The organism is Caulobacter mirabilis, assembly GCF_002749615.1.
Lineage (GTDB): Bacteria > Pseudomonadota > Alphaproteobacteria > Caulobacterales > Caulobacteraceae > Caulobacter > Caulobacter mirabilis.
The window spans coordinates 3,009,824-3,028,014 of the sequence record NZ_CP024201.1 but is presented as its reverse complement, the minus strand read 5'-3'; the positions used below and the strand labels follow the sequence as shown (position 1 = coordinate 3,028,014).

Sequence of the window (18,191 nt, the reverse complement as noted above, 5' to 3'; positions counted from 1 at the left end):
GATCACAGCTTGAGGGACAGGGACAGGCCGAAGTTGCGGCCCGGCTGGGTGACGGCGTCGGGCGGCAGCTGTGCGGGGTTCAGGCCGCGGGCGTCGCTCCACCACATGTACTTCTGGTCGGTCAGGTTGAAGACGCCGCCGCGCAAGGTGACGGTGTCCGTGACGTTCCAATAGGCCGTCAGGTCGATGACGTCGAACGCCGAGGTGGTGTAGCAGGAGCCCGTGCAGGCGCGGCTCTCGTCCTTGCCTGCGGCGTGGGTGATGCTGAGCTCGCCGCCGTAGCGACCGGACGGATCGTCCCAGGCGACGCCGGCCACGACCTTCACCGGATCGATGCTGGCCAGCGGACCCTTGCCGCGCACGTTCTCGGCGTCGCCGCGCGCGCCGGAGGCCGCGCCCATCAGCGTCCAGCCGCCGTCCAGCCGCAGCCGCGCCTTCGCTTCGACTCCGCGGATCTTCACCTCGCTGTAGTTCACGTACTGGAACACGGACGGATTCACGGCCGTTCCGGCGCCGCTGACGACCTCGCGGGAGATGAAGTCCTCGTAGCGACCGGCGAAGGCGGCGAGTTCGACGTACAGGCGGCCATTGGACCAGCGGACGCCGCCGTCGATCGTCTGGCTCGTCTCCGGCTTCAGATCCGGGTTCGAGATCGAGGTGTAGCCTTGCAGCGGATTGCTGAAGCTGGTGTTCACCTGCGACGGAGCCGGCGCCTTGAACCCGGCGGCGATGTTGGCGAACAGCTTGGTGTTCTCCGTCGCCGACCAGACCACGCCCAGCTTGGGCGAGACGTGGGAGTCGCTGCTGCCCTTGGGCGCGGGTCCCGTGTAGAGCGCATCGCGCTCCGGCGAGAGGTCGTAGTAGTCGAAGCGCAGCGCCGGATAGAGCGACAGGCGGTCGTCGAAGAACTTCAGCTCGTCCTGAACGTACAGGCCGAGCAAGGTGTAGTCGGTGTTCGGGAAGGCGCGGCTCGGGAAGACGTCCGGCGGGGTCGGCACGGTGCCGCCGCGGATCATTTCCTGACGGGTCTTCGAAACGTCGAGGCCCCAGACGAGATAGTGCGACAGGCCGCCGGTATCGAACTGACTGTCGATCTGGACCGTCGCGCCCCAGACCTTGTTGTCGAAGGTGTTGTTGCGGGTCCGGTCGACCGAGCTGCGGTCTTCGAACGTGTACTGCCGGGTGGTGCTGTCCTGATAGTAGACGGCGGCGTTGACCGCGCTGAGCAGGCCCGAGCCGCCGGTGTAGCGGTAGTCGAGGCTGATGCGGTCGCGATCTGTTTCGTCGTGCGCCAGCACCTGGGTGGTGGTGACGCCCATCGACGTGCCCTGGGCGCTCAGCACGTCGGTGCTGACTTCATTGTCGAAGTGATCGTAGGTCAGGCGCAGGCGATGGCCGTCCAGCGGCGTGAAGACCAGCTTGGCCAGGATGGCGTTGCTTTCATGGTCCTGCGGGTTGGCCTCGGTGCGGAGCACGCCCGTGCCGCCTTTGTTGCCCTTGGTCTCCTGCTCATGCCCTTCGCGGCGGGTGTAGGAGATCATGCCCGACCAGTCGCCGGACTCGCCCGCGAACACCAGGTTGCCGTAGGCGCTGTCGTCGGCGCTGGCGTAGCCGGCCTTGGCCTCGGCCGCCCAGCTGCGTCCGTCGCGCAGGAAGTCCTTCGGGTCCTTGGTGAAGAAGCTGACCGCGCCGGCGAGGCCGTCGCTGCCGTAGAGGGCGGAGGCGGGGCCGCGCACGATCTCGACCGACTTGATCATGCCGAGGTCGGCGTAGCCGCCGCGGCCGACGTTCTGGGCGCCGAAGTCGAAGGCGTCCGGCACGCGGATGCCGTCGACCTGGATCAGCACGCGGTTGCCCTCCAGGCCGCGGATGTTGAAGCCGCTGTTGCCGTCGCGGCCTGTGCCGGAGCCGGCGGCGTTGAAGCGCGCGGGGCTGGTGCGGACCGAGACGCCGGGTTCGTACTTGATCAGGTCCTTGATGTCGGTGACCAGCCGGTCGTCCATCTGCTTGTCGGTGATCACCGAGGCGGTCACCGGAGCCTCGTCGAGGGGCTTCTCGGTGCGGGTGGCGGTGACGACGACCGGATCGACGGTGGCGGCGTCGCCGGCCGCGGCTTCGTCGGCCCAGACCGGGGCGGCGGCGAGGGCCGCGCCGGCCGCGGCGGCGAGCAGCGCCAGGCGGCGGGAGGTTTTGGTGAGCATGGACGCCCCCTCAGGCAGCGAATGTTAATGGTTGTGCGAGTCATTCGCACAGAAGTGGCGCGGCATAGGCCTGGAATGGTCGGCGGTCAACAAGCGTGCGACTAATTCGCAGTAACGTGGATTTGGCGCATCACTTCCAAACGGCTGTTCGGCTCGCTAGCCTCGCGGCAAAACAGGGAGAGGACGCCGTGATCGACAACCGCATCACCCGGATGCTCGGGGTGCAGTATCCCATCGTGCAGGCCCCGATGGGCTGGATCGCGCGGTCGAGGCTGGCCTCGGCGGTGTCGAACGCCGGCGGGCTGGGGATCATCGAGACCTCCTCCGGCCAGCTCGACGAGGTCCGGGCCGAGATCGGCAAGATGCGCGAGCTGACCGACAAGCCGTTCGGCGTGAACATCGCCCAGGCCTTCGTCCGCGACCCCGACATCGTCCGGTTCGTCATCGACCAGGGCGTGAAGTTCGTCACCACCTCGGCCGGCGATCCGCGGAAATACTGCGAAGCGCTGAAGGGGGCGGGCCTGACCGTCTTCCACGTGGTGCCGTCGTTGCAGGCGGCGCTGAAGGCGATCGAGGCGGGCGTCGACGGCCTGGTGGTCGAAGGCGGCGAGGGCGGCGGCTTCAAGAACCCGCGCGAGGTGGCGTTGATGGTTCTGTTGCCGCTGATCGCCAGCAAGGTCGACGTCCCGATCATCGCCGCCGGCGGGATGCTGGACGGCCGCACCATGGCCGCCGCCTTCGCCCTGGGGGCCGAGGGGATCCAGATGGGCACCCGGATGGTCTCCGCGGCGGAGTCGCCGGTGCACCAGAACTGGAAGGACGCCATCGTCGCGGCGGCCGAAACCGACACCGTCTTCCTCAACCGCTTCGGACCCGGCCCGGCGCTGCGGGCGCTGCGCACCGAGAAGACCACGCGGATGGAGAAGGACCCGCCGCCGGACGGGCCGATGAAGGAGTTCGGCAACGCGCTGGACCTCTATTTCGGCGGCGATATGGAGGCCTCCATCGCCCTGTCCGGTCAGGTGGCGGGTCGCATCGACAGCGTCAGGCCGGTGGCCGACATCCTCCGCGACACCATCGAGGAGTTCGAGGCGGTGACGGCTGACCTGGGACAGCGGTACGGGAGGGCGTAGACCTTCGGATCCTCCCCTCCGGGGGGAGGTGGCTCGCCGAAGGCAAGGCGGAGGGGCTTTCCGCCCATGACCCCCTCAGTCGGCTTCGCCGACAGCTCCCCCTGAGGGGAGCATCCTTTGTTGCCGCCTCCCTGTCGCCGTGCCACCGTTCTCTCCGAGACCGGACCGTTCAGAGTCCGGCCGCATCAAGGGAGGACGCCCATGGGGCAGGGCATCGGGCGCCGGATTGGCGGCTTGGCGATGGCGAGCGCCGTCGTGCTGGCGGGCTGCGGCCCAAATGGCGCTGCTGGGGGCGGCGGTTCGGCGGAGAAGCCCAACGCCGCCTATCAGGAAGAGCTGATCCAGAAGCTGATCGACGCCAAGCCGGGCGATGTGATCAGCATTCCCGCGGGCGTCTACGCCATCGACAAGGGGCTGAGCCTTGAGGTCGACGGCGTCACCATCCGCGGCGCGGGCATGGACAAGACCATCCTCAGCTTCAAAGGGCAGACGGCCGGGGCCGAGGGGCTGCTGGTCAACGCCTCGAACTTCACCATCGAAGACCTGGCGCTCGAGGACGCCAAGGGCGACGCGCTGAAGGTCAACGAGGGCGAGAACATCGTCATCCGCCGGGTGCGGGCCGAATGGACCGGCGGACCCAAGACCAGCAACGGCGCCTACGGTCTCTATCCGGTGCAGGTGAAGAACCTGCTGATCGAGGACAGCGTCGCGATCGGCGCCTCCGACGCCGGCATCTATGTCGGCCAATCGCAGAACGTCGTGGTTCGTCGCAACCGCGCCGAGTTCAACGTCGCCGGCATCGAGATCGAGAACACCCAGCAGGCCGACGTCTACGACAACCTGGCGACCAACAACACCGGCGGCATCCTGGTGTTCAACATGCCCAACCTGAAGGTCCCGGGCTTCGGCGCGCGGGTGTTCCGCAACAAGGTTGTGGGCAACAACACCGGCAACTTTGGCCGCAAGGGGACGGCGGTGGCTTCGGTCCCGGCCGGGACCGGGGTGATCATCAATTCCAACGACAAGGTCGAGATCTTCGACAACGAGATCGGGGCCAACCAGACCGCCAACGTCATCGTCTCCAGCTTCTTCTCGGCGGGCTACAAGGCCACGGAGGGCGTGGCCGAGACCTTCGACCCCTATCCCGAGGCGATCTCCGTCCACGGCAACCGTTTCGCGCCGGGCGGAAACAAGCCGGACGGCGTCGACCTGCAGGCGCTGCGGGTGGCGATGTTCGGGCTGAACGGCCGACTGCCGGACGTGCTTTGGGACGGGTATGTCGACGCCAAGAAGCTGAAGGGCGGCAAGCCGGACCCGGCGCTGGCCATCTGCGTCGACAACGGCGCGGCCCAGGTGCTGAACGCCGACGGCCCCAACAAGTACAAGGCGCCGAAGGTCGTGAGCCTGGCCTGCAAGCTGGACCCGCTGCCCGCGGCCAATGTCGCGGCGGCCGGGCCGATCCCTTCGGAGAGCAGGATTCCGGCGCCGGGCGGCCAGTGATGCGTCTTGTCGCGCTTCTGGCCGTCCTGGCGCTCGCGGCCTGTTCGCCGCGGCCGCTGGAGCCGCGCTACATCGCCGAGGGCCTGCCCGAGACCCTGTCCGACTGGGGCATGATCGGGGTTCGCGACGGCCGGCTGGTCCTGGCCGAGGGGGCGCAGCCCTATGAGCTGAACACGCCGCTGTTCACCGACTACGCCGGCAAGCTGCGCACCGTCTGGATGCCGAAGGGCCAAGCCGCGGTCTGGTCGCCGGACCAGGCCTTCGACTTCCCCGTCGGCACGGTGGTGACCAAGACCTTCTTCTATCCGAAGGCGGCTGGCGGCGGCGTCGCGCCCGGCGACGGTCTGCATCTGGCCGACATGAAGGACGGGCTGGACCTGTCCGGGATCCGGCTGGTCGAGACCCGCATCCTGGTGCGTCGCACGAGCGGCTGGGCGGCGCTGCCCTATGTCTGGGACGAGGCCCAGAAGACCGCCAAGCTGAAGCGCACCGGCCAGTCGATTCCGATGACCCTGGAGCGGCCCGGCCGGAAGGACAGCTTTGTCTACCAAGTCCCCAACGTGAACCAATGCGCCGGCTGCCATGCCACGGATCACGCGACCAAGGCGTTGCATCCGATCGGGCTGAAGGCGCGGCATCTCAATCGCGGCGGCCAGTTGGAGCGGCTGGCGGCGGTCGGCTATCTGCGCGGCCTGCCGGCGGCGGACCAGCGTCCACGAGCGGCGGTCTGGACCGATCCGGCGGCGGACATCGACGCCCGGGCGCGGGCCTGGCTGGACATCAACTGCGCGCACTGTCACAGCGCCGCGGGACCGGCGGACACCTCCGGCCTCTATCTCGACGCGGCGACGACGACCGGCCCCCGGATCGGCCTGTGCAAGCCGCCGATCGCGGCGGGGCAGGGGACCGGCGGCTTCCGCTTCGGCGTCCATCCCGGCAAGCCCGACGAGTCGATCCTGGTCTACCGCACCGCCTCTACCGATCCCGGCGCCATGATGCCCGAGCTCGGGCGCGCCCTCGTCCAGGACGAGGCGGTGGCGATGCTGCGGCAGTGGATCGCGAAGATGCCTGGGACCTGCGGCTGAGGTGACGACGACCGGGGGGACATGGACGTCGATCCAGCACCTGCGGGGCCTGGCGGCGCTGTCGGTGGCGCTGTTCCACGCCTGCCAATGGGCGCGGCTGCCGTTCAGCATCGGGGCGGCGGGCGTGGACGTCTTTTTCGTGATCAGCGGCTTCGTGATGTGGACCGTCACCGCGGGCGGGTCCGAGACAACGCCGGCCGCTTTTGTGAAACGCCGGCTGATCCGGGTGGCGCCGCTGTACTGGCTGGTGACGCTGGTGCTGGTCGCGGGGGCGCTGATCACGCCGCAGCGCTTCCCGGACATCGAGCCGACGGCCGATCACGTCCTGCTCTCTCTGGCCTTCGTGCAGCATTACAATCCGGCCGGGCTGCCGTTTCCGATCCTGCCGCCGGGCTGGACGCTGAACTACGAGGCGGTGTTCTACCTGGTCTTCGCGGCGGGGCTGCTGCTGCCCGAGCGGCGGCGGCTGGGGGCGCTGACCGTCGCCCTGGCGGCGCTGGCGCTGGCCGGGTTCGCCTGGCCGCCGGCCTACGTCATGCTGCTGAATCCGATGTTCCTGGAATTCCTGGCCGGAGTCTGGCTGGCGCGGCTGGCCCAGGAGGGGATGCTGCCAGACCGCACGATCGGCTGGCTGATGTTCGGCCTCGGCCTGGCGCTGTTCGTCGGCATCGAGCTGTCGCACATCGATCCGGACCTGTGGCGGCCGATGGTCTGGGGACTCCCCGCCGTGCTGGTCGTGGCCGGAGCGGTCACGGTCGAGGCGGACGGCGGCTGGAAGGGATTGCCGGGCCTGAAGACGCTCGGCGACGCCTCCTATTCGCTCTATCTGACCCACACGCTCAGCATCGGCGCCCTGGCCGTGACCTTCGGGACCTGGAATGCGCCGCTGTTCATTCCGCTCGCGCTGGCGATCGCCGTCCTGGCCGGCCTGGCGACCTATTTCGGCGTCGAGAAGCCGATGCTGGAGGCCCTGCGTCGGCGGCTTGCCTGACGCTGCGGAGCGCTCCCATACTCCTGTTCGACCGCGCGTCAGACGCGGCTTAGGAGGAGGACAACAGGATGGGGCGGATCAACGCTCTGGCGGTCGCCTGCGCGGCAGCGGCGGCCCTGCTGGCCGGATGCAGCGGCGGAAACGGAGGCGTCGACGGCAAGCGCATCGCGGCGGCCGATCAGACTCCCGGCGAGTGGATCACCCACGGCCGAACCTACGGCGAGCAGCGGTTCAGTCCGCTCGACAAGATCAACGTCGCCAACGCCGGCCAGCTGGGCCTGGCCTGGAGCTACGACCTGCCCGAGACCCGCGGCATCGAGGCGACGCCGCTGATGTCTGACGGGGTGCTCTACACCACCTCGTCCTGGTCGATCGTCCGCGCCTTCGACGCCAAGACCGGCAAGCTCTTGTGGGAATACGACCCGGAGGTCCCCCGCAAGACCGGGGTGAAGGCCTGCTGCGACAGCGTCAATCGCGGCGTCGCCCTGTGGCGGGGCAAGGTGGTGTTCGGAACGCTCGACGGCCGCCTGGAGGCGCTGGACGCCAAGACGGGCAAGAAGCTTTGGTCGGTGATCACCGTCGACCAGTCCAAGCCCTACACGATCACTGGCGCGCCGCGGATCATCAAGGGCAAGGTCCTGATCGGCAACGGCGGCGCCGAACTGGGCGTCCGCGGCTACCTGTCCGCCTACGACGTCGACAACGGCAAGCTGCTGTGGCGCTTCTACACGGTGCCGGGCGAGAAGGAGACGGACGACGCCGCTTCGGACGAGGCCATGAAGATCGCCCGCCCGACCTGGAAGGGCGAGTTCTGGAAGGTCGGCGGCGGCGGCACGGTCTGGGACTCGATGGCCTATGACCCCGACCTGGACCTGCTCTACATCGGCGTCGGCAACGGCTCGCCCTGGAACCGCGACATCCGCTCGCCGGGCGGCGGCGACAACCTGTTCCTGTCCTCGATCGTGGCGCTCAAGCCCGACACCGGCCAGTACGTCTGGCACTACCAGACGACGCCGGGCGAGAGCTGGGACTACACCGCCACCCAGCACATCATCCTGGCCGACATGCCGATCGGCGGAAGCGTCCGCAAGGTGCTGCTGCAGGCGCCCAAGAACGGCTTCTTCTATGTGATCGACCGCGCCAACGGGAAGCTGATCTCGGCCAAGAACTATGTGCCGGTCAGCTGGGCGACCCACGTCGACCTGACCACCGGCCGTCCGGTCGAGACGCCCAACGCCCGCTACGAGAAGGGGGTCGCCCTGGCCATGCCGGGACCGCTGGGCGGCCACAACTGGATGCCGATGGCCTACAGCCCCAAGACCAACCTGGTCTACATCCCGGCCCAGGAGATCCCGTTCCCCTACATGCCGCCGGGCGGAGCCAACGCCAACTTCCGCTACCAGCCGGGGGCCTGGAACATCGGGGTCGACACCCTGGCGGCGGCGCTGCCCGACGACGAGGCGACGCTGAAGGCCATCCGCGCCAGCCTGAAGGGCCGGCTGATCGCCTGGGATCCGGCCACCCAGACCGAGAAGTGGAGCGTGCCCTACAGCGGTCCCTGGAACGGCGGCGTGCTGGCCACGGCCGGCGGGCTGGTCTTCCAAGGCTCGGCGACGGGCGAGTTGGCCGCCTTCGACGCCGCCGGCGGCAAGAAGGTCTGGGCCTTCGACGCACAGACCGGGATCGTGGCCCCGCCCATGACCTATGAAATCGACGGCGAGCAGTACGTCGCGATCATGGCCGGCTGGGGCGGCGGCTTCGCCCTGACCGCCGGGGCGGGGGTCGACCCGCGCTCCGACGGCCCGCGCCGCCTGCTGGTCTTCAAGCTCGGCGGCAAGCAGACCTTGCCGCCGCGCCCGGTCATCGCCCGCGAGATGCCCGACCTGCCCGCCGTCGCCGCCACGCCGCAGCAGATCGCGGCCGGGGCCAAGGCCTACGCCGAGTACTGCTCGGTCTGCCACGGCGCCAGCGCGGTGTCGGAATTCTCGATCCCCGACCTGCGCTTCTCGCCGGTCACGCCGAGCGCGGAGGCCTTCAAGGGCGTGGTGATCGACGGCGACCGGGTCGACAACGGCATGGTGTCCTTCGCCGCGTACCTGAAGCCCGACCAGGCCGAGGGCGTGCGCCAGTACATCCTGTCGCTGGCTCACGCCCAGAAGGCGCGGATGGCGGCGGCCAAGCCGGCCAAGTAGAAGGAGGCGATGCTCTTCCAAGCCGACGCCCCACCGCCCCCGCAACAGCCGCCGGCCGCCGAAACGCGGCCGGCGGTGATCGCCGAACCCGTCGGCCCGCCGCTCGGGGACGAGGCGCCTGGTCTGGTGCGGGACCCGCGGCGATCCATTGAAGGGCCGACTTGGACGGCGCCTATCCGGCTCGAGGATCCGTTCGAGCTGAGGTCGGTTGTGATCACTGCGCCGCGCCTCTCGCCGGCGCCGACCGACGCCGCCTTCGCCGTGCTGAAGGTGGACGACCAGGCCATCGCCACGGCCTCGCGCCTGGACGAGGCCCTGGCGCTTGTGCCTGGGGTGCAGCTGTTTCGGCGGACCTCGAGCGTCGCCTCCAATCCGACGACCCAGGGCATGACGGTCCGCGCCATCGCCGGATCCGGCGCGGGGCGGGCGCTGGTGACCCTGGACGGCGTGCCCCAGAACGACCCGTTCGGCGGCTGGGTGATGTGGACGGGCCTGCCGTCGGCGGGGCTCGAGGGGGCGCTGGTCGTCCGAGGCGCCGGAGCCGGCCCCTATGGCGCCGGGGCCCTGACCGGAACCATCCAGCTGCAGGAGCGCACGCGGGTCACTTCCGGCGGAGAATACGCCTTCCACGCCGGCGAGCGCGGCGCATTCGGCGGCCAGTTCGCCTGGGCGGTCGATGACCTGATGATCGTCGGCGCGGCCGAGCGGACGGACGGCTGGGTCCCGGTGCGCGCGGGGCGAGGGCGGGCGGATGAGGCCCTGGCCTACGGGGGTTCGAGCCTGGCCCTGCGCTGGTCGCCGGGCTGGAGCGGCGGCGACCTGGCCCTTCGCCTGTCCGGCTATCGCGAGGCGCGTGACAGCGGCCTGGCCGGGGCGAGCGCCAGGGCGACGGGGCTGGCGGCGTCGGCGACCATGACCGGCGCCTCGCCCGGCATCGGGACCGAATGGCGGCTTCAGGTCTGGGCGCGGTCGTCGGACCTGGAGAACAGCTCGGTGTCAGTGGCGCCGGGCCGTAGCGCCACGACGCCGGCCAATGACCAGCACGGCACGCCCGCGTTGGGCCTGGGCGCCAATGCGGCGCTGCGCAAGGCCACGGGCCAGGGCGGCTGGGAGGTCGGCGTCGACGTCCGCTACGCCGAGGGCGAGACGCGGGAACGGTTCAGCTTCCAGGGCGGGGCCTTCCGCAACGGGCGGGTGGCCGGCGGCGCGCAGTATGTCGCCGGGCTGTATGGCGAGGCCTGGCGGCAGGCGGGCGATTGGTTGCTGACTGGCGGCGTGCGGCTCGACCGCTGGGGCAGCTTCGACGGCAAGCGCCGGGAATGGGTCCTGGCGACGGGGGCGCCGACGCTCGACCAGACGCCGCCTGACGCCGACGGTTGGCAACCGACCGCCCGCGCGGCGGCGAGGCGCGACTTCGGCGAGACCTATCTGCGCACGGCGGCCTACGCCGGCTTCCGTCCGCCGACGCTGAACGAACTGCACCGGCCGTTCCGGGTCGGCAACGACACCACCCTGGCCAATCCGGGCCTCGAACCCGAGACGCTGTACGGCCTGGAGGTCGGCCTGGGCGGGGGGGAGCGGTCCGCTGGTCGGCGACCCTGTTCGCCAACCGGCTGGACGGGGCGGTGACCAACGTCACCCTCAGTTCAGGCGCAGGCGGCGTGGTGCGCCAGCGGCGGAATGTCGGCGAGATCGATGCCTGGGGGCTGGAGGCGGACCTTGCCTGGCGGATGACCGAGACCCTCGAGATCGGCCTCACCGGCGCCTGGACAACGGCCGAGGTCGACGGCGGGACGGCCGCCGCGCAGCTCACCGGCCTGCGCCCGGCCCAGACGCCCGAGGTCGCGCTCAGCGCCACCGTCCTCTGGGAGCCGATCGAGCCGCTGCGCCTGCGGGCGACAGCGCGTCACGAAGGCGACCGCTGGGACGACGATCTCAACACCCGCCGGTTGTCGGCGGCGACCTCGCTGGACCTGCGGGTCGACTGGCGGGCGACGCCGACGGTGGACCTGTATCTGGCAGCCGAGAACGTCACGGACGCGGCGGTCCAGACCGCGCGGACGGGGGACGGGATCGTCAGCTACGACCAGCCGCGGACGGTGCGGGTGGGCATGGTCTGGCGGCCTTAGGCGCGCTGCGTCCTTCGAGACGCGAGCTTCAAGCGAGCGTCTCGAACCACGCACGGGCCCTTGACCCGGCGGCTGTCGTCGCCGAAGTCCGGGGCATGACCAAGCTGACGGGCCTGAAGGTGACGGTGGCCGGCGCGGGCGCGCTGGGCCTGACGACGGCGCTCGAACTGGCGGACGGCGGCGCGTCGGTGACCGTCCGCGATCCGGCGCCGCTGGGGCGCAACGCCTCTGGCGTCGCCGCTGGGATGCTGGCCCCGGGCAGCGAGGCGGCGCTCGACGCCGTGTCGGCCGGAGACTTCGACCTGTTGCGCGAGGCCCGCGATCTGTGGCCGGCCCTGGCCGAGCGGGCCGGAATCGCACTGGACCGTTCGGGCGCCGCCTATGTCGGCGAACATATCGGCGCGGTGGCGGCCAAGCTGCGGGGCATGGGGGCCAAGGCGGCCGTCTACGGCGACCGGGTGTTGATCTCGGAGGACTGGCGTCTGTCAGCGCTGGAGGCGCTGACCGCCCTGCGCCTGGCCTGCGAAGACGCCGGCGTGCGCTTCGAGCAGACCGAGGCGGAGGCGCCGGCGGACGACGAGACGCTGATCCTGGCGGCCGGACCGGGCGGAGCGGCTCTGGCCCCGGAGATCGCGAGCCTGGAGCCGATCAAGGGCCACATCCTGCGTCTTTCCGGCGGGCCCGATATGGGGCCGGTGATCCGCGGCGACGGCGTCTACATCTGTCCCGATCCGCAGGGCGCGATCGTCGGGGCGACCATGGAGCGCGGCCTCTCCAACGGCGACGTCGATCCGGCGCGCGTGGCGGCGCTGCGCGCGGCGGCCGAGGCCATCCTGCCCGAGCTGGCCGGGCTGGACGCCAAGGCCGAGACCGGGGTGCGGGCGGCCACCGCCGACGGGCTGCCGCTGGTCGGCTGGAGCCGGGCGCCGCGGGTGCTGCTGGCGGCCGGAGCGCGGCGCAACGGCTGGCTGCTGGCGCCGCTTGTGGCTCGCACGGCGGCGGCGTATCTCGCGGACGAAGATCCGGGACCATTCGCCGCGCGGCTCGACCCGCGCCGGTTCGACAAACAAGAGGGATAACCGCGCATGAGCAGCTTCTGGCCGACCGAAGAACAGGACGCCATCCGGGAGGCCGTGGGCCGCATCTGCGCCGACTTCGACGACGAATACTGGCGCAAGACCGACGAGACCGGCGACTTCCCCGAGGCCTTCGCCACGGCGATGGCGGCCGGAGGCTGGCTGGGCGTGGCCATGCCCGAGGAGTTCGGCGGCGCCGGCCTGGGCCTGACCGAGGCCGCGCACGTCATGCAGGTCGTGGCCGAGTCAGGCGCGGGCTTCTCCGGCGCCAGCGCCATCCACCTGAACATCTTCGGTCTGATGCCGGTGGTGAAGTTCGGCACGGCCGAGCAGAAGGCCCGCCACCTGCCGCGGATCATCGCCGGCGAGGACAAGGCCTGTTTCGCGGTGACGGAGCCCAACAGCGGCCTGGACACCTCCAGCCTGGAGACGCGGGCCGAGAAGAGCGGCAACGGCTACCGGATCACCGGCCGGAAGATCTGGACCACCATGGCTCAGCGGGCCAACAAGATCCTGATCATCGCCCGCACCACGCCGAAGGATCAGGTGGCCAAGCCGATGCAGGGTCTGTCGCTGTTCTACACCGACTTCGACCGCGCCAAGATCGACGCCCGCCCGATCCCGAAGATGGGCCGCAAGGCGGTCGAATGTAACATGCTCTTCATCGAGGACCTGCAGGTCCCGGCCGAGGACCTGGTCGGCGAGGAGGGCAAGGGCTTCCAGTATCTGCTGGCCGGTCTGAACCCCGAGCGGACCCTGTTCGCGGTCGAGGCGGTGGGCCTGGGCCGGGCGGCGCTGCGCAAGGCGGCCGCCTATGCCAACGAGCGGGTCGTGTTCGGCCGGCCGATCGGCCAGAACCAGGGCGTGCAGCACCCGCTGGCCAAGGCCTGGGCCGAGCTGGAGGCCGCCAACCTGATGGGCTTCAAGGCCGCCGCGCTGTTCGACCAGGGCCGCGAGTGCGGCGCCGAGGCCAACGCCGCCAAGTACCTGGGCGGCGAGGCGGGCTTCCGCGCCTGCGAGGCGGCGGTGCTGGCCCACGGCGGCATGGGCTACGCCAAGGAGTACGACGTCGAACGCTACCTGCGCGAGGCGATGATCGCCCGCATCGCTCCGGTCAGCCGCGAGATGATCCTGAACTTCATCGGCGAGAAGGTGCTCGGGCTGCCGAAGAGCTACTGACGTCGAGGACAGGAGGGGCGGTCATGGCCGGGTTCGCCGAGAGCTACCTTGGGCAGCTGCGCGCGGTCATCGGCGACCGCCTGATCCTCATGCCTGGGGCCAGAGTGGTGGTGGAGGATCCGCAGGGGCGGATTCTCCTGCAGCGAAGATCGGACTTTGGTCTGTGGGGCGTGCCGGGCGGTTCGCCGGAGGAGGGCGAAGACCTCACCACGAGCCTGCTGCGCGAGCTGGTCGAGGAGACCGGCCTGACCGCCACGGACCCGGTCCCGTTCGGCTTCGCCTCTGATCCCGAGTTCGAGACGATCACCTTCCCGAACGGCCATCGCTGCCAGTACTTCGTGATGATGTACGCCGTCAGCGCCTTCGACGGCTCGGCCATCGTGGCCGACGACGAAAGCTCGGCGATGGGGTGGTTCGAGCCCGCCGGGCTGCCCGAGATGCTGCCGAACATGCGGCGGACTGTTGAGGCCTATCTTCGCTTCAAGCAGAGCGGCGAGTTCCAGATGATCTAGGCGGCGCCCGCCATGCTGCCATCATCTGACATCTCCCAGCCTCATGACTGGACGCGTGTCTGGAGATGAGTCGGATGAAGCCTTCGGAAGATAGAGATGCCGCCCTGGGGGCGGATCCAGACGTCGTCGCGGCCTGGGTCGCGGGCTGGGCGCTGTCGCGCGGCGTGCCGCCGCCGGTCGCAGCCTACGGCGGACTTCGGGTTGATGTCGGGGCGCCGGACCAGAAGGCGCGATACGTCTTCGCAGCGCCTTCGCCGAGCGTCGAGAGGGCGTCGCGCGAGATCCTGGAGCCGCATGTCTTCATCAAGGTGGCCGCGCCGCCGGAGGCCGTGGAGCCCTGGCTGGCCGAGGGATGGATCCTTCAGCCGCTCGGCTTTCTGATGACGACCGACGGGCTGGAAGCCGGCGGCGTCGGCCTTCCCGACGGCTACCGGTTCGAGGTGGATGTCACGCCCGGCGGCCATACGGTCAGCGCGCTGGCCGAGGACGGCGAGGTTGGAGCCAATGGGCGCGTTCTTCTGGCGGGGACGACGGCCGTCTTCGACCAGATCATCACCCATCCGGATCATCGTCGGCGGGGATTGGGGCGGGCTGTGATGGGCCGGCTGGGCGCCGTCGCCGCCGAGAACGGCGCGACGAAGGGCTCCCTGGTGGCGACGCCCGACGGGCGGGCGCTGTACAGCACGCTGGGCTGGCGGCTGCATTCGCTGTTCACGACCTTCGTGCGGGAGTAGGCGCTGGCAGCAAGAGGGGACACGCACTCTGCGAGTGCATGTCCCCGGTTTTGCTAGCCCTGGCTGTCGGCCAGGTTGAAGCGGATCGGGATCCGCACGACGCCGCCGTCGACCGGCTTGCCGTTCACGGTCTGGGGCTTCATCCGGAAGTAGGCGGCCAGCTTCAGAGCCGCCTTGCCGAAGCCCATGTTGCCGGGCGTTTCGTCCACGACCTCGCAGCTGCCGACGGTGCCGTTGGCGGCGACCAGGCAGGCGAGGGTGGCCGCGCCGCTGGTTCCGGTGCGCAGGGCTCTCTCCGGATAGTAGCGCTCGAACTCGCGGGCGCCGGGCATCTTGATCCAGTCCGGACGGATGATGGTCGTCGGCTCGACGGGGACGAAGCCGCCGCCGTCGACGTTCAGGCCGCCGCCGCTCAAATTGACTGGCGGCAGCGCGCTTAGCGGTCCGGCGTCGCCCTCGATCGGAGCGATCGGCAGCACCTCGACCGGCGTGGTCGGAATGACCGGGTCATGCAGCCGGACCGTCGAACGCGAATCCGGCTGGGGCTGGACTTGCGGGACAGGCTTGGGATCAACCCTCTGCGGGGTGTAGAGCCAGGGCTCGACGACATTCGGTCCCTCGGCTTCCGCCGGCGGGACCGCGAACTTCATGTAGGCCAGGTATCCGCCCAGGGCGAGGTGCGCGGCGGCGACCACGCTGATGGCCAGGACCGAAGAGGAGGAGAGGCCGCGGCCGCGCCGCTCCCCTCCATCGAAATGAAACGAAGCGACGTCTCGAGCAACCATGGCGACCCTCCCTTGGGTCTCTCTTCTTGTTACAGTTCGAGCGTCCGCCCGATCCGAGACTCCGTCCATCGAAATCAGCGACTGCTTCGCAATTACATCGAACGTTCGTTTCGCGGTTAACCGGGGTTAAGCGCCGATTAACCATGATCGGCGACTCCAGGGACATGGCGGTTGAAGGAATCCGTGGGGTCGTCGAAACGGCCATCCAGCGCGCGTCGCAGGCGACGGGCGTGGATTTCTCGTTCCTCATGCGCACCGCCAAGCGTGAGAGCGGCTACAACCCCGGCGCCAAGGCCCCGACCAGTTCGGCGGCGGGGCTGTTCCAGTTCGTCGAGCAGACCTGGCTGGCCACGCTGAAGAAGCACGGCTCCAAGTACGGCTACGCCCGCTATTCCGACCTGATCCAGCGCGGCGGAGACGGCCGCTACCGGGTCAACGGCGCGGAGGCGCGGCAGGCGGTGATGAACCTGCGCTTCGACCCCCACGCCTCTTCGCTGATGGTGGGGGAGATGACCTCGGACAACGCCGCCTACCTGGCCGGGCGGACAGGGCGCCAGCCGACGGCCGGCGAGCTGTACGCCGCGCATTTCCTGGGACCGCAGGGCGCCGCCCGGCTGATCTCGGCGGTGCAGACCAGTCCGAACGCCGCCGCCGCCTCGGTGTTTCCGGATGCGGCCGGCGCGAACCGCACGATCTTCTACCGCGGCGGACGGGCGATCACGGTGACGGAGCTGTATGGCAACCTGACCCGCACGGCCGGCGACGCCGGCGTGGCCCCGCCGCGGGTCCAGCCCGACCAGGGTTTCGTCCAGTACGCCTCCGCCCGTCAGGCCGACCAGTCGGCCAAGAGCCAGCAGGACATGCTGGTGGAGTTCATCCTGCGCGGGTCCCAGGGCGTCGACGGCGGCCTGGACCTCGGCGGCGGCGGGGGCGGCGGCGGGGCCCGCAGCCTCGGCGGTTCGCTGCTGACGGCCGAGATGCTGCGCGTGCTGTCCGAGGCCCGGAAGGGCGACCGGTAGGCCCTCAAGCCCGGATCAATCCATCGGGTCGTCGAACCGGGTCTCCAGCAGGTCGATCTCGCGGACCAGCTTGCCGGCCGTCTCGCTGTCCAGCTCGCGGGCGCGGACGCGGCGGAAGATCTCGCTGCGCTCGGCCTTCAACCCCGCCAGCCGAAGGTCGCGTTCGATGGCGTCGTTGAGGCGGGCCATGGCGGCGGCTTCGCCCTCGAACGAACGGCTTTCGATGCGCTGGCGGTACAGCGGCATGATGCGGCCGGCGGCCTCGACATAGAGGTCGGCGTCGTCGCGGCCCTTCGACAGGTCGTGCTGGGCCTTCTCGATCGCCGCGATGGCGGCGTGGGCCGCTGCGACCCGGGCGGCGTTCTCGGCCCGGTCGTGACCCGGCTCGGACGGCATCTGCAGACCCTTGAGCAGCATCGGCAGGAACACCGTGGCCGTGATCAGGGAGACGATGATCACCCCCATGGCCAGGAAGATCGCCAGCTCGCGCGCCGGGAACGCCGACCCGTCGCGCATGACCAGGGGCAGGGTCAGCACCCCCGCCAGGGTGATGGCGCCGCGCACGCCGGCCACCGACATCGCCGCGACGATCCGCCAGTTCGGCCGCGCCGGCTTGCCGGCCTGGCGTAGCGTGAAGCGGAGCGACACCCAGACCCAGGCGAAGCGCAGGGCCGCCAGCGCCGCCACGATGGCGACGACATAGATCGCCAGCCACCAGGGGTCGTGGTGTCCCGTGCTGCGGACGGTGTGGGCCGCCTTGTCGAGAATGCCGGGCAGCTGCTCGCCAAGCAGGATGAAGATGGCGCCGTTGGCGGCGAACTGGATCGCGCCCCAGACGGTGTTGCGCCGGATGCGGGTGACGGCCAGGGCCTGGCCGGTGGTCTCCACCACGCTCATCGTCACCCCGGCGGCGACGGCGGCCAGGATCCCCGAACAGCCGGCCTCTTCCGCCGCCAGATAGGCGCCGAAGGGGATCAGCAGGCTGACCAGGATCTGCGAGCCGCTCTCCTCGCCGAAGCGGCGGGACAGCCAGCGGGTGACGCGGGTCACGCTCCAGGTCACGGCGACGCCGATGGCCAGGCCGCCCAGCGCCATCCAGAGGAAGTCGCCGGCGGCGTCGAAGATGGAGAAGGTTCCGGTCAGGGCGGCGGCCACCGCGAACCGCAGGCAGACCAGGCCCGAGGCGTCGTTGAGCAGCGCCTCGCCCTCCAGGATGTGCATCATCCGGCTGGGCATCGGGGTCTTGCGGGTGATGGCCGCCACGGCGATCGGGTCGGTCGGCGAGATCACCGCGGCGAGGGCGAAGGCCACCGGCAAGGGCATGGCCGGGATCATCCAATGGATGAGCAGGCCCATGCCCAGCACCGTGAAGATCACCAGCCACAGCGCCAGCTGGACGATGGTGGTGCGGTCGCGGAACAGGTTCTCGCGTGGGATCCGCCAGCCGTCGAGGAACAGCAGCGGCGGCAGGAACAGCAGGAAGAACAGCTCGGGATTGAGCGTCACCCGCCAGTCCGCGACCAGGCCGATGACCGCCCCGAAGGCGATCTGGATCAGCGGCCGTGGGATCGCCAGCGGCAGCATGCGGGAGACCGCGCCGCTGACCACGACCGCGAGGAGCAGAACCAGTACGATCTCGACGGCCTGCACCGGGC

General features: G+C 70.1%; 15 protein-coding genes. 12 read left to right on the top strand and 3 right to left on the bottom strand.

Features of this window, described 5'->3' with window-relative positions; translation table 11 throughout:
• Nucleotides 1–2: 2 nt before the first annotated feature.
• Complete coding sequence (locus CSW64_RS14430) at nucleotides 3–2,201, bottom strand: TonB-dependent hemoglobin/transferrin/lactoferrin family receptor (protein WP_099622765.1); 2,199 nt, start codon at nucleotides 2,199–2,201, stop codon at nucleotides 3–5.
• Nucleotides 2,202–2,389: 188 nt separating this feature from the next.
• Here CSW64_RS14430 and CSW64_RS14425 point away from each other — a divergent pair, with 188 nt between their 5' ends.
• From CSW64_RS14425 to CSW64_RS14380, 11 genes are all read left to right on the top strand, one after another.
• A complete protein-coding gene (locus CSW64_RS14425) occupies nucleotides 2,390–3,334 on the top strand; it encodes an NAD(P)H-dependent flavin oxidoreductase (protein ID WP_342745819.1) in 945 nt (314 codons plus the stop codon).
• Between the two features lie 201 nt (nucleotides 3,335–3,535).
• A complete protein-coding gene (locus CSW64_RS14420) occupies nucleotides 3,536–4,834 on the top strand; it encodes a parallel beta-helix domain-containing protein (RefSeq protein ID WP_216361180.1) in 1,299 nt (432 codons plus the stop codon).
• Nucleotides 4,834–5,919, top strand: a complete 1,086-nt coding sequence (locus CSW64_RS14415; RefSeq protein ID WP_099622764.1) for an SO2930 family diheme c-type cytochrome — start codon at nucleotides 4,834–4,836, stop codon at nucleotides 5,917–5,919. Before CSW64_RS14420 ends, CSW64_RS14415 begins: the two co-directional genes overlap by 1 nt.
• A gap of 1 nt (nucleotide 5,920) precedes the next feature.
• Complete coding sequence (locus CSW64_RS14410) at nucleotides 5,921–6,910, top strand: acyltransferase family protein (RefSeq protein ID WP_172448573.1); 990 nt, start codon at nucleotides 5,921–5,923, stop codon at nucleotides 6,908–6,910.
• A 68-nt stretch (nucleotides 6,911–6,978) separates the two neighbouring features.
• On the top strand, nucleotides 6,979–9,102 hold the full coding sequence (locus CSW64_RS14405; RefSeq protein WP_099622762.1) for a PQQ-dependent dehydrogenase, methanol/ethanol family: 2,124 nt from the start codon (nucleotides 6,979–6,981) through the stop codon (nucleotides 9,100–9,102).
• Between the two features lie 9 nt (nucleotides 9,103–9,111).
• Nucleotides 9,112–10,731, top strand: a complete 1,620-nt coding sequence (locus tag CSW64_RS14400) for a TonB-dependent receptor plug domain-containing protein (RefSeq protein WP_342745818.1) — start codon at nucleotides 9,112–9,114, stop codon at nucleotides 10,729–10,731.
• Complete coding sequence (locus CSW64_RS22435) at nucleotides 10,728–11,231, top strand: TonB-dependent receptor domain-containing protein (RefSeq protein WP_342745817.1); 504 nt, start codon at nucleotides 10,728–10,730, stop codon at nucleotides 11,229–11,231. The genes CSW64_RS14400 and CSW64_RS22435 overlap by 4 nt, the downstream gene beginning before the upstream one ends.
• Before the next feature lie 95 nt (nucleotides 11,232–11,326).
• Nucleotides 11,327–12,310: an NAD(P)/FAD-dependent oxidoreductase gene (locus tag CSW64_RS14395; RefSeq protein ID WP_099622761.1), complete on the top strand. Its 984-nt coding sequence runs from the start codon at nucleotides 11,327–11,329 to the stop codon at nucleotides 12,308–12,310.
• A gap of 6 nt (nucleotides 12,311–12,316) precedes the next feature.
• Nucleotides 12,317–13,486 (top strand): acyl-CoA dehydrogenase family protein, encoded by a 1,170-nt coding sequence (locus CSW64_RS14390; RefSeq protein WP_099622760.1) that lies wholly within the window; start codon nucleotides 12,317–12,319, stop codon nucleotides 13,484–13,486.
• A 23-nt stretch (nucleotides 13,487–13,509) separates the two neighbouring features.
• Nucleotides 13,510–13,998 (top strand): NUDIX domain-containing protein, encoded by a 489-nt coding sequence (locus CSW64_RS14385; RefSeq protein ID WP_099622759.1) that lies wholly within the window; start codon nucleotides 13,510–13,512, stop codon nucleotides 13,996–13,998.
• Between the two features lie 74 nt (nucleotides 13,999–14,072).
• Entirely contained in the window at nucleotides 14,073–14,732 is a 660-nt protein-coding gene (locus tag CSW64_RS14380) for a GNAT family N-acetyltransferase (protein ID WP_099622758.1), read from the top strand.
• Between the two features lie 53 nt (nucleotides 14,733–14,785).
• Here the strand turns inward: CSW64_RS14380 and CSW64_RS14375 are convergent, their stop codons facing one another.
• Entirely contained in the window at nucleotides 14,786–15,517 is a 732-nt protein-coding gene (locus tag CSW64_RS14375; protein ID WP_172448572.1) for an energy transducer TonB, read from the bottom strand.
• 164 nt (nucleotides 15,518–15,681) lie between these two features.
• Between CSW64_RS14375 and CSW64_RS14370 the strand changes: the two genes are divergently transcribed.
• Nucleotides 15,682–16,536 (top strand): transglycosylase SLT domain-containing protein, encoded by an 855-nt coding sequence (locus tag CSW64_RS14370; RefSeq protein WP_099622756.1) that lies wholly within the window; start codon nucleotides 15,682–15,684, stop codon nucleotides 16,534–16,536.
• Between the two features lie 15 nt (nucleotides 16,537–16,551).
• Here CSW64_RS14370 and CSW64_RS14365 read toward each other — a convergent pair whose 3' ends face one another.
• A complete protein-coding gene (locus CSW64_RS14365; RefSeq protein WP_099622755.1) occupies nucleotides 16,552–18,186 on the bottom strand; it encodes a Na+/H+ antiporter in 1,635 nt (544 codons plus the stop codon).
• Between the last annotated feature and the right edge of the window lie 5 nt (nucleotides 18,187–18,191).

Bases quoted from the DNA above. Each gene is read 5' to 3' on its own strand.
- CSW64_RS14430 (WP_099622765.1), bottom strand. From the start codon at position 2,201: ATGCTCACCAAAACCTCCCGCCGCCTGGCGCTGCTCGCCGCCGCGGCC.
- CSW64_RS14420 (WP_216361180.1), top strand. From the start codon at position 3,536: ATGGGGCAGGGCATCGGGCGCCGGATTGGCGGCTTGGCGATGGCGAGC.
- CSW64_RS14415 (WP_099622764.1), top strand. From the start codon at position 4,834: ATGCGTCTTGTCGCGCTTCTGGCCGTCCTGGCGCTCGCGGCCTGTTCG.
- CSW64_RS14405 (WP_099622762.1), top strand. From the start codon at position 6,979: ATGGGGCGGATCAACGCTCTGGCGGTCGCCTGCGCGGCAGCGGCGGCC.
- CSW64_RS14400 (WP_342745818.1), top strand. From the start codon at position 9,112: ATGCTCTTCCAAGCCGACGCCCCACCGCCCCCGCAACAGCCGCCGGCC.
- CSW64_RS14395 (WP_099622761.1), top strand. From the start codon at position 11,327: ATGACCAAGCTGACGGGCCTGAAGGTGACGGTGGCCGGCGCGGGCGCG.
- CSW64_RS14390 (WP_099622760.1), top strand. From the start codon at position 12,317: ATGAGCAGCTTCTGGCCGACCGAAGAACAGGACGCCATCCGGGAGGCC.
- CSW64_RS14385 (WP_099622759.1), top strand. From the start codon at position 13,510: ATGGCCGGGTTCGCCGAGAGCTACCTTGGGCAGCTGCGCGCGGTCATC.
- CSW64_RS14380 (WP_099622758.1), top strand. From the start codon at position 14,073: ATGAAGCCTTCGGAAGATAGAGATGCCGCCCTGGGGGCGGATCCAGAC.
- CSW64_RS14375 (WP_172448572.1), bottom strand. From the start codon at position 15,517: ATGGTTGCTCGAGACGTCGCTTCGTTTCATTTCGATGGAGGGGAGCGG.
- CSW64_RS14370 (WP_099622756.1), top strand. From the start codon at position 15,682: ATGGCGGTTGAAGGAATCCGTGGGGTCGTCGAAACGGCCATCCAGCGC.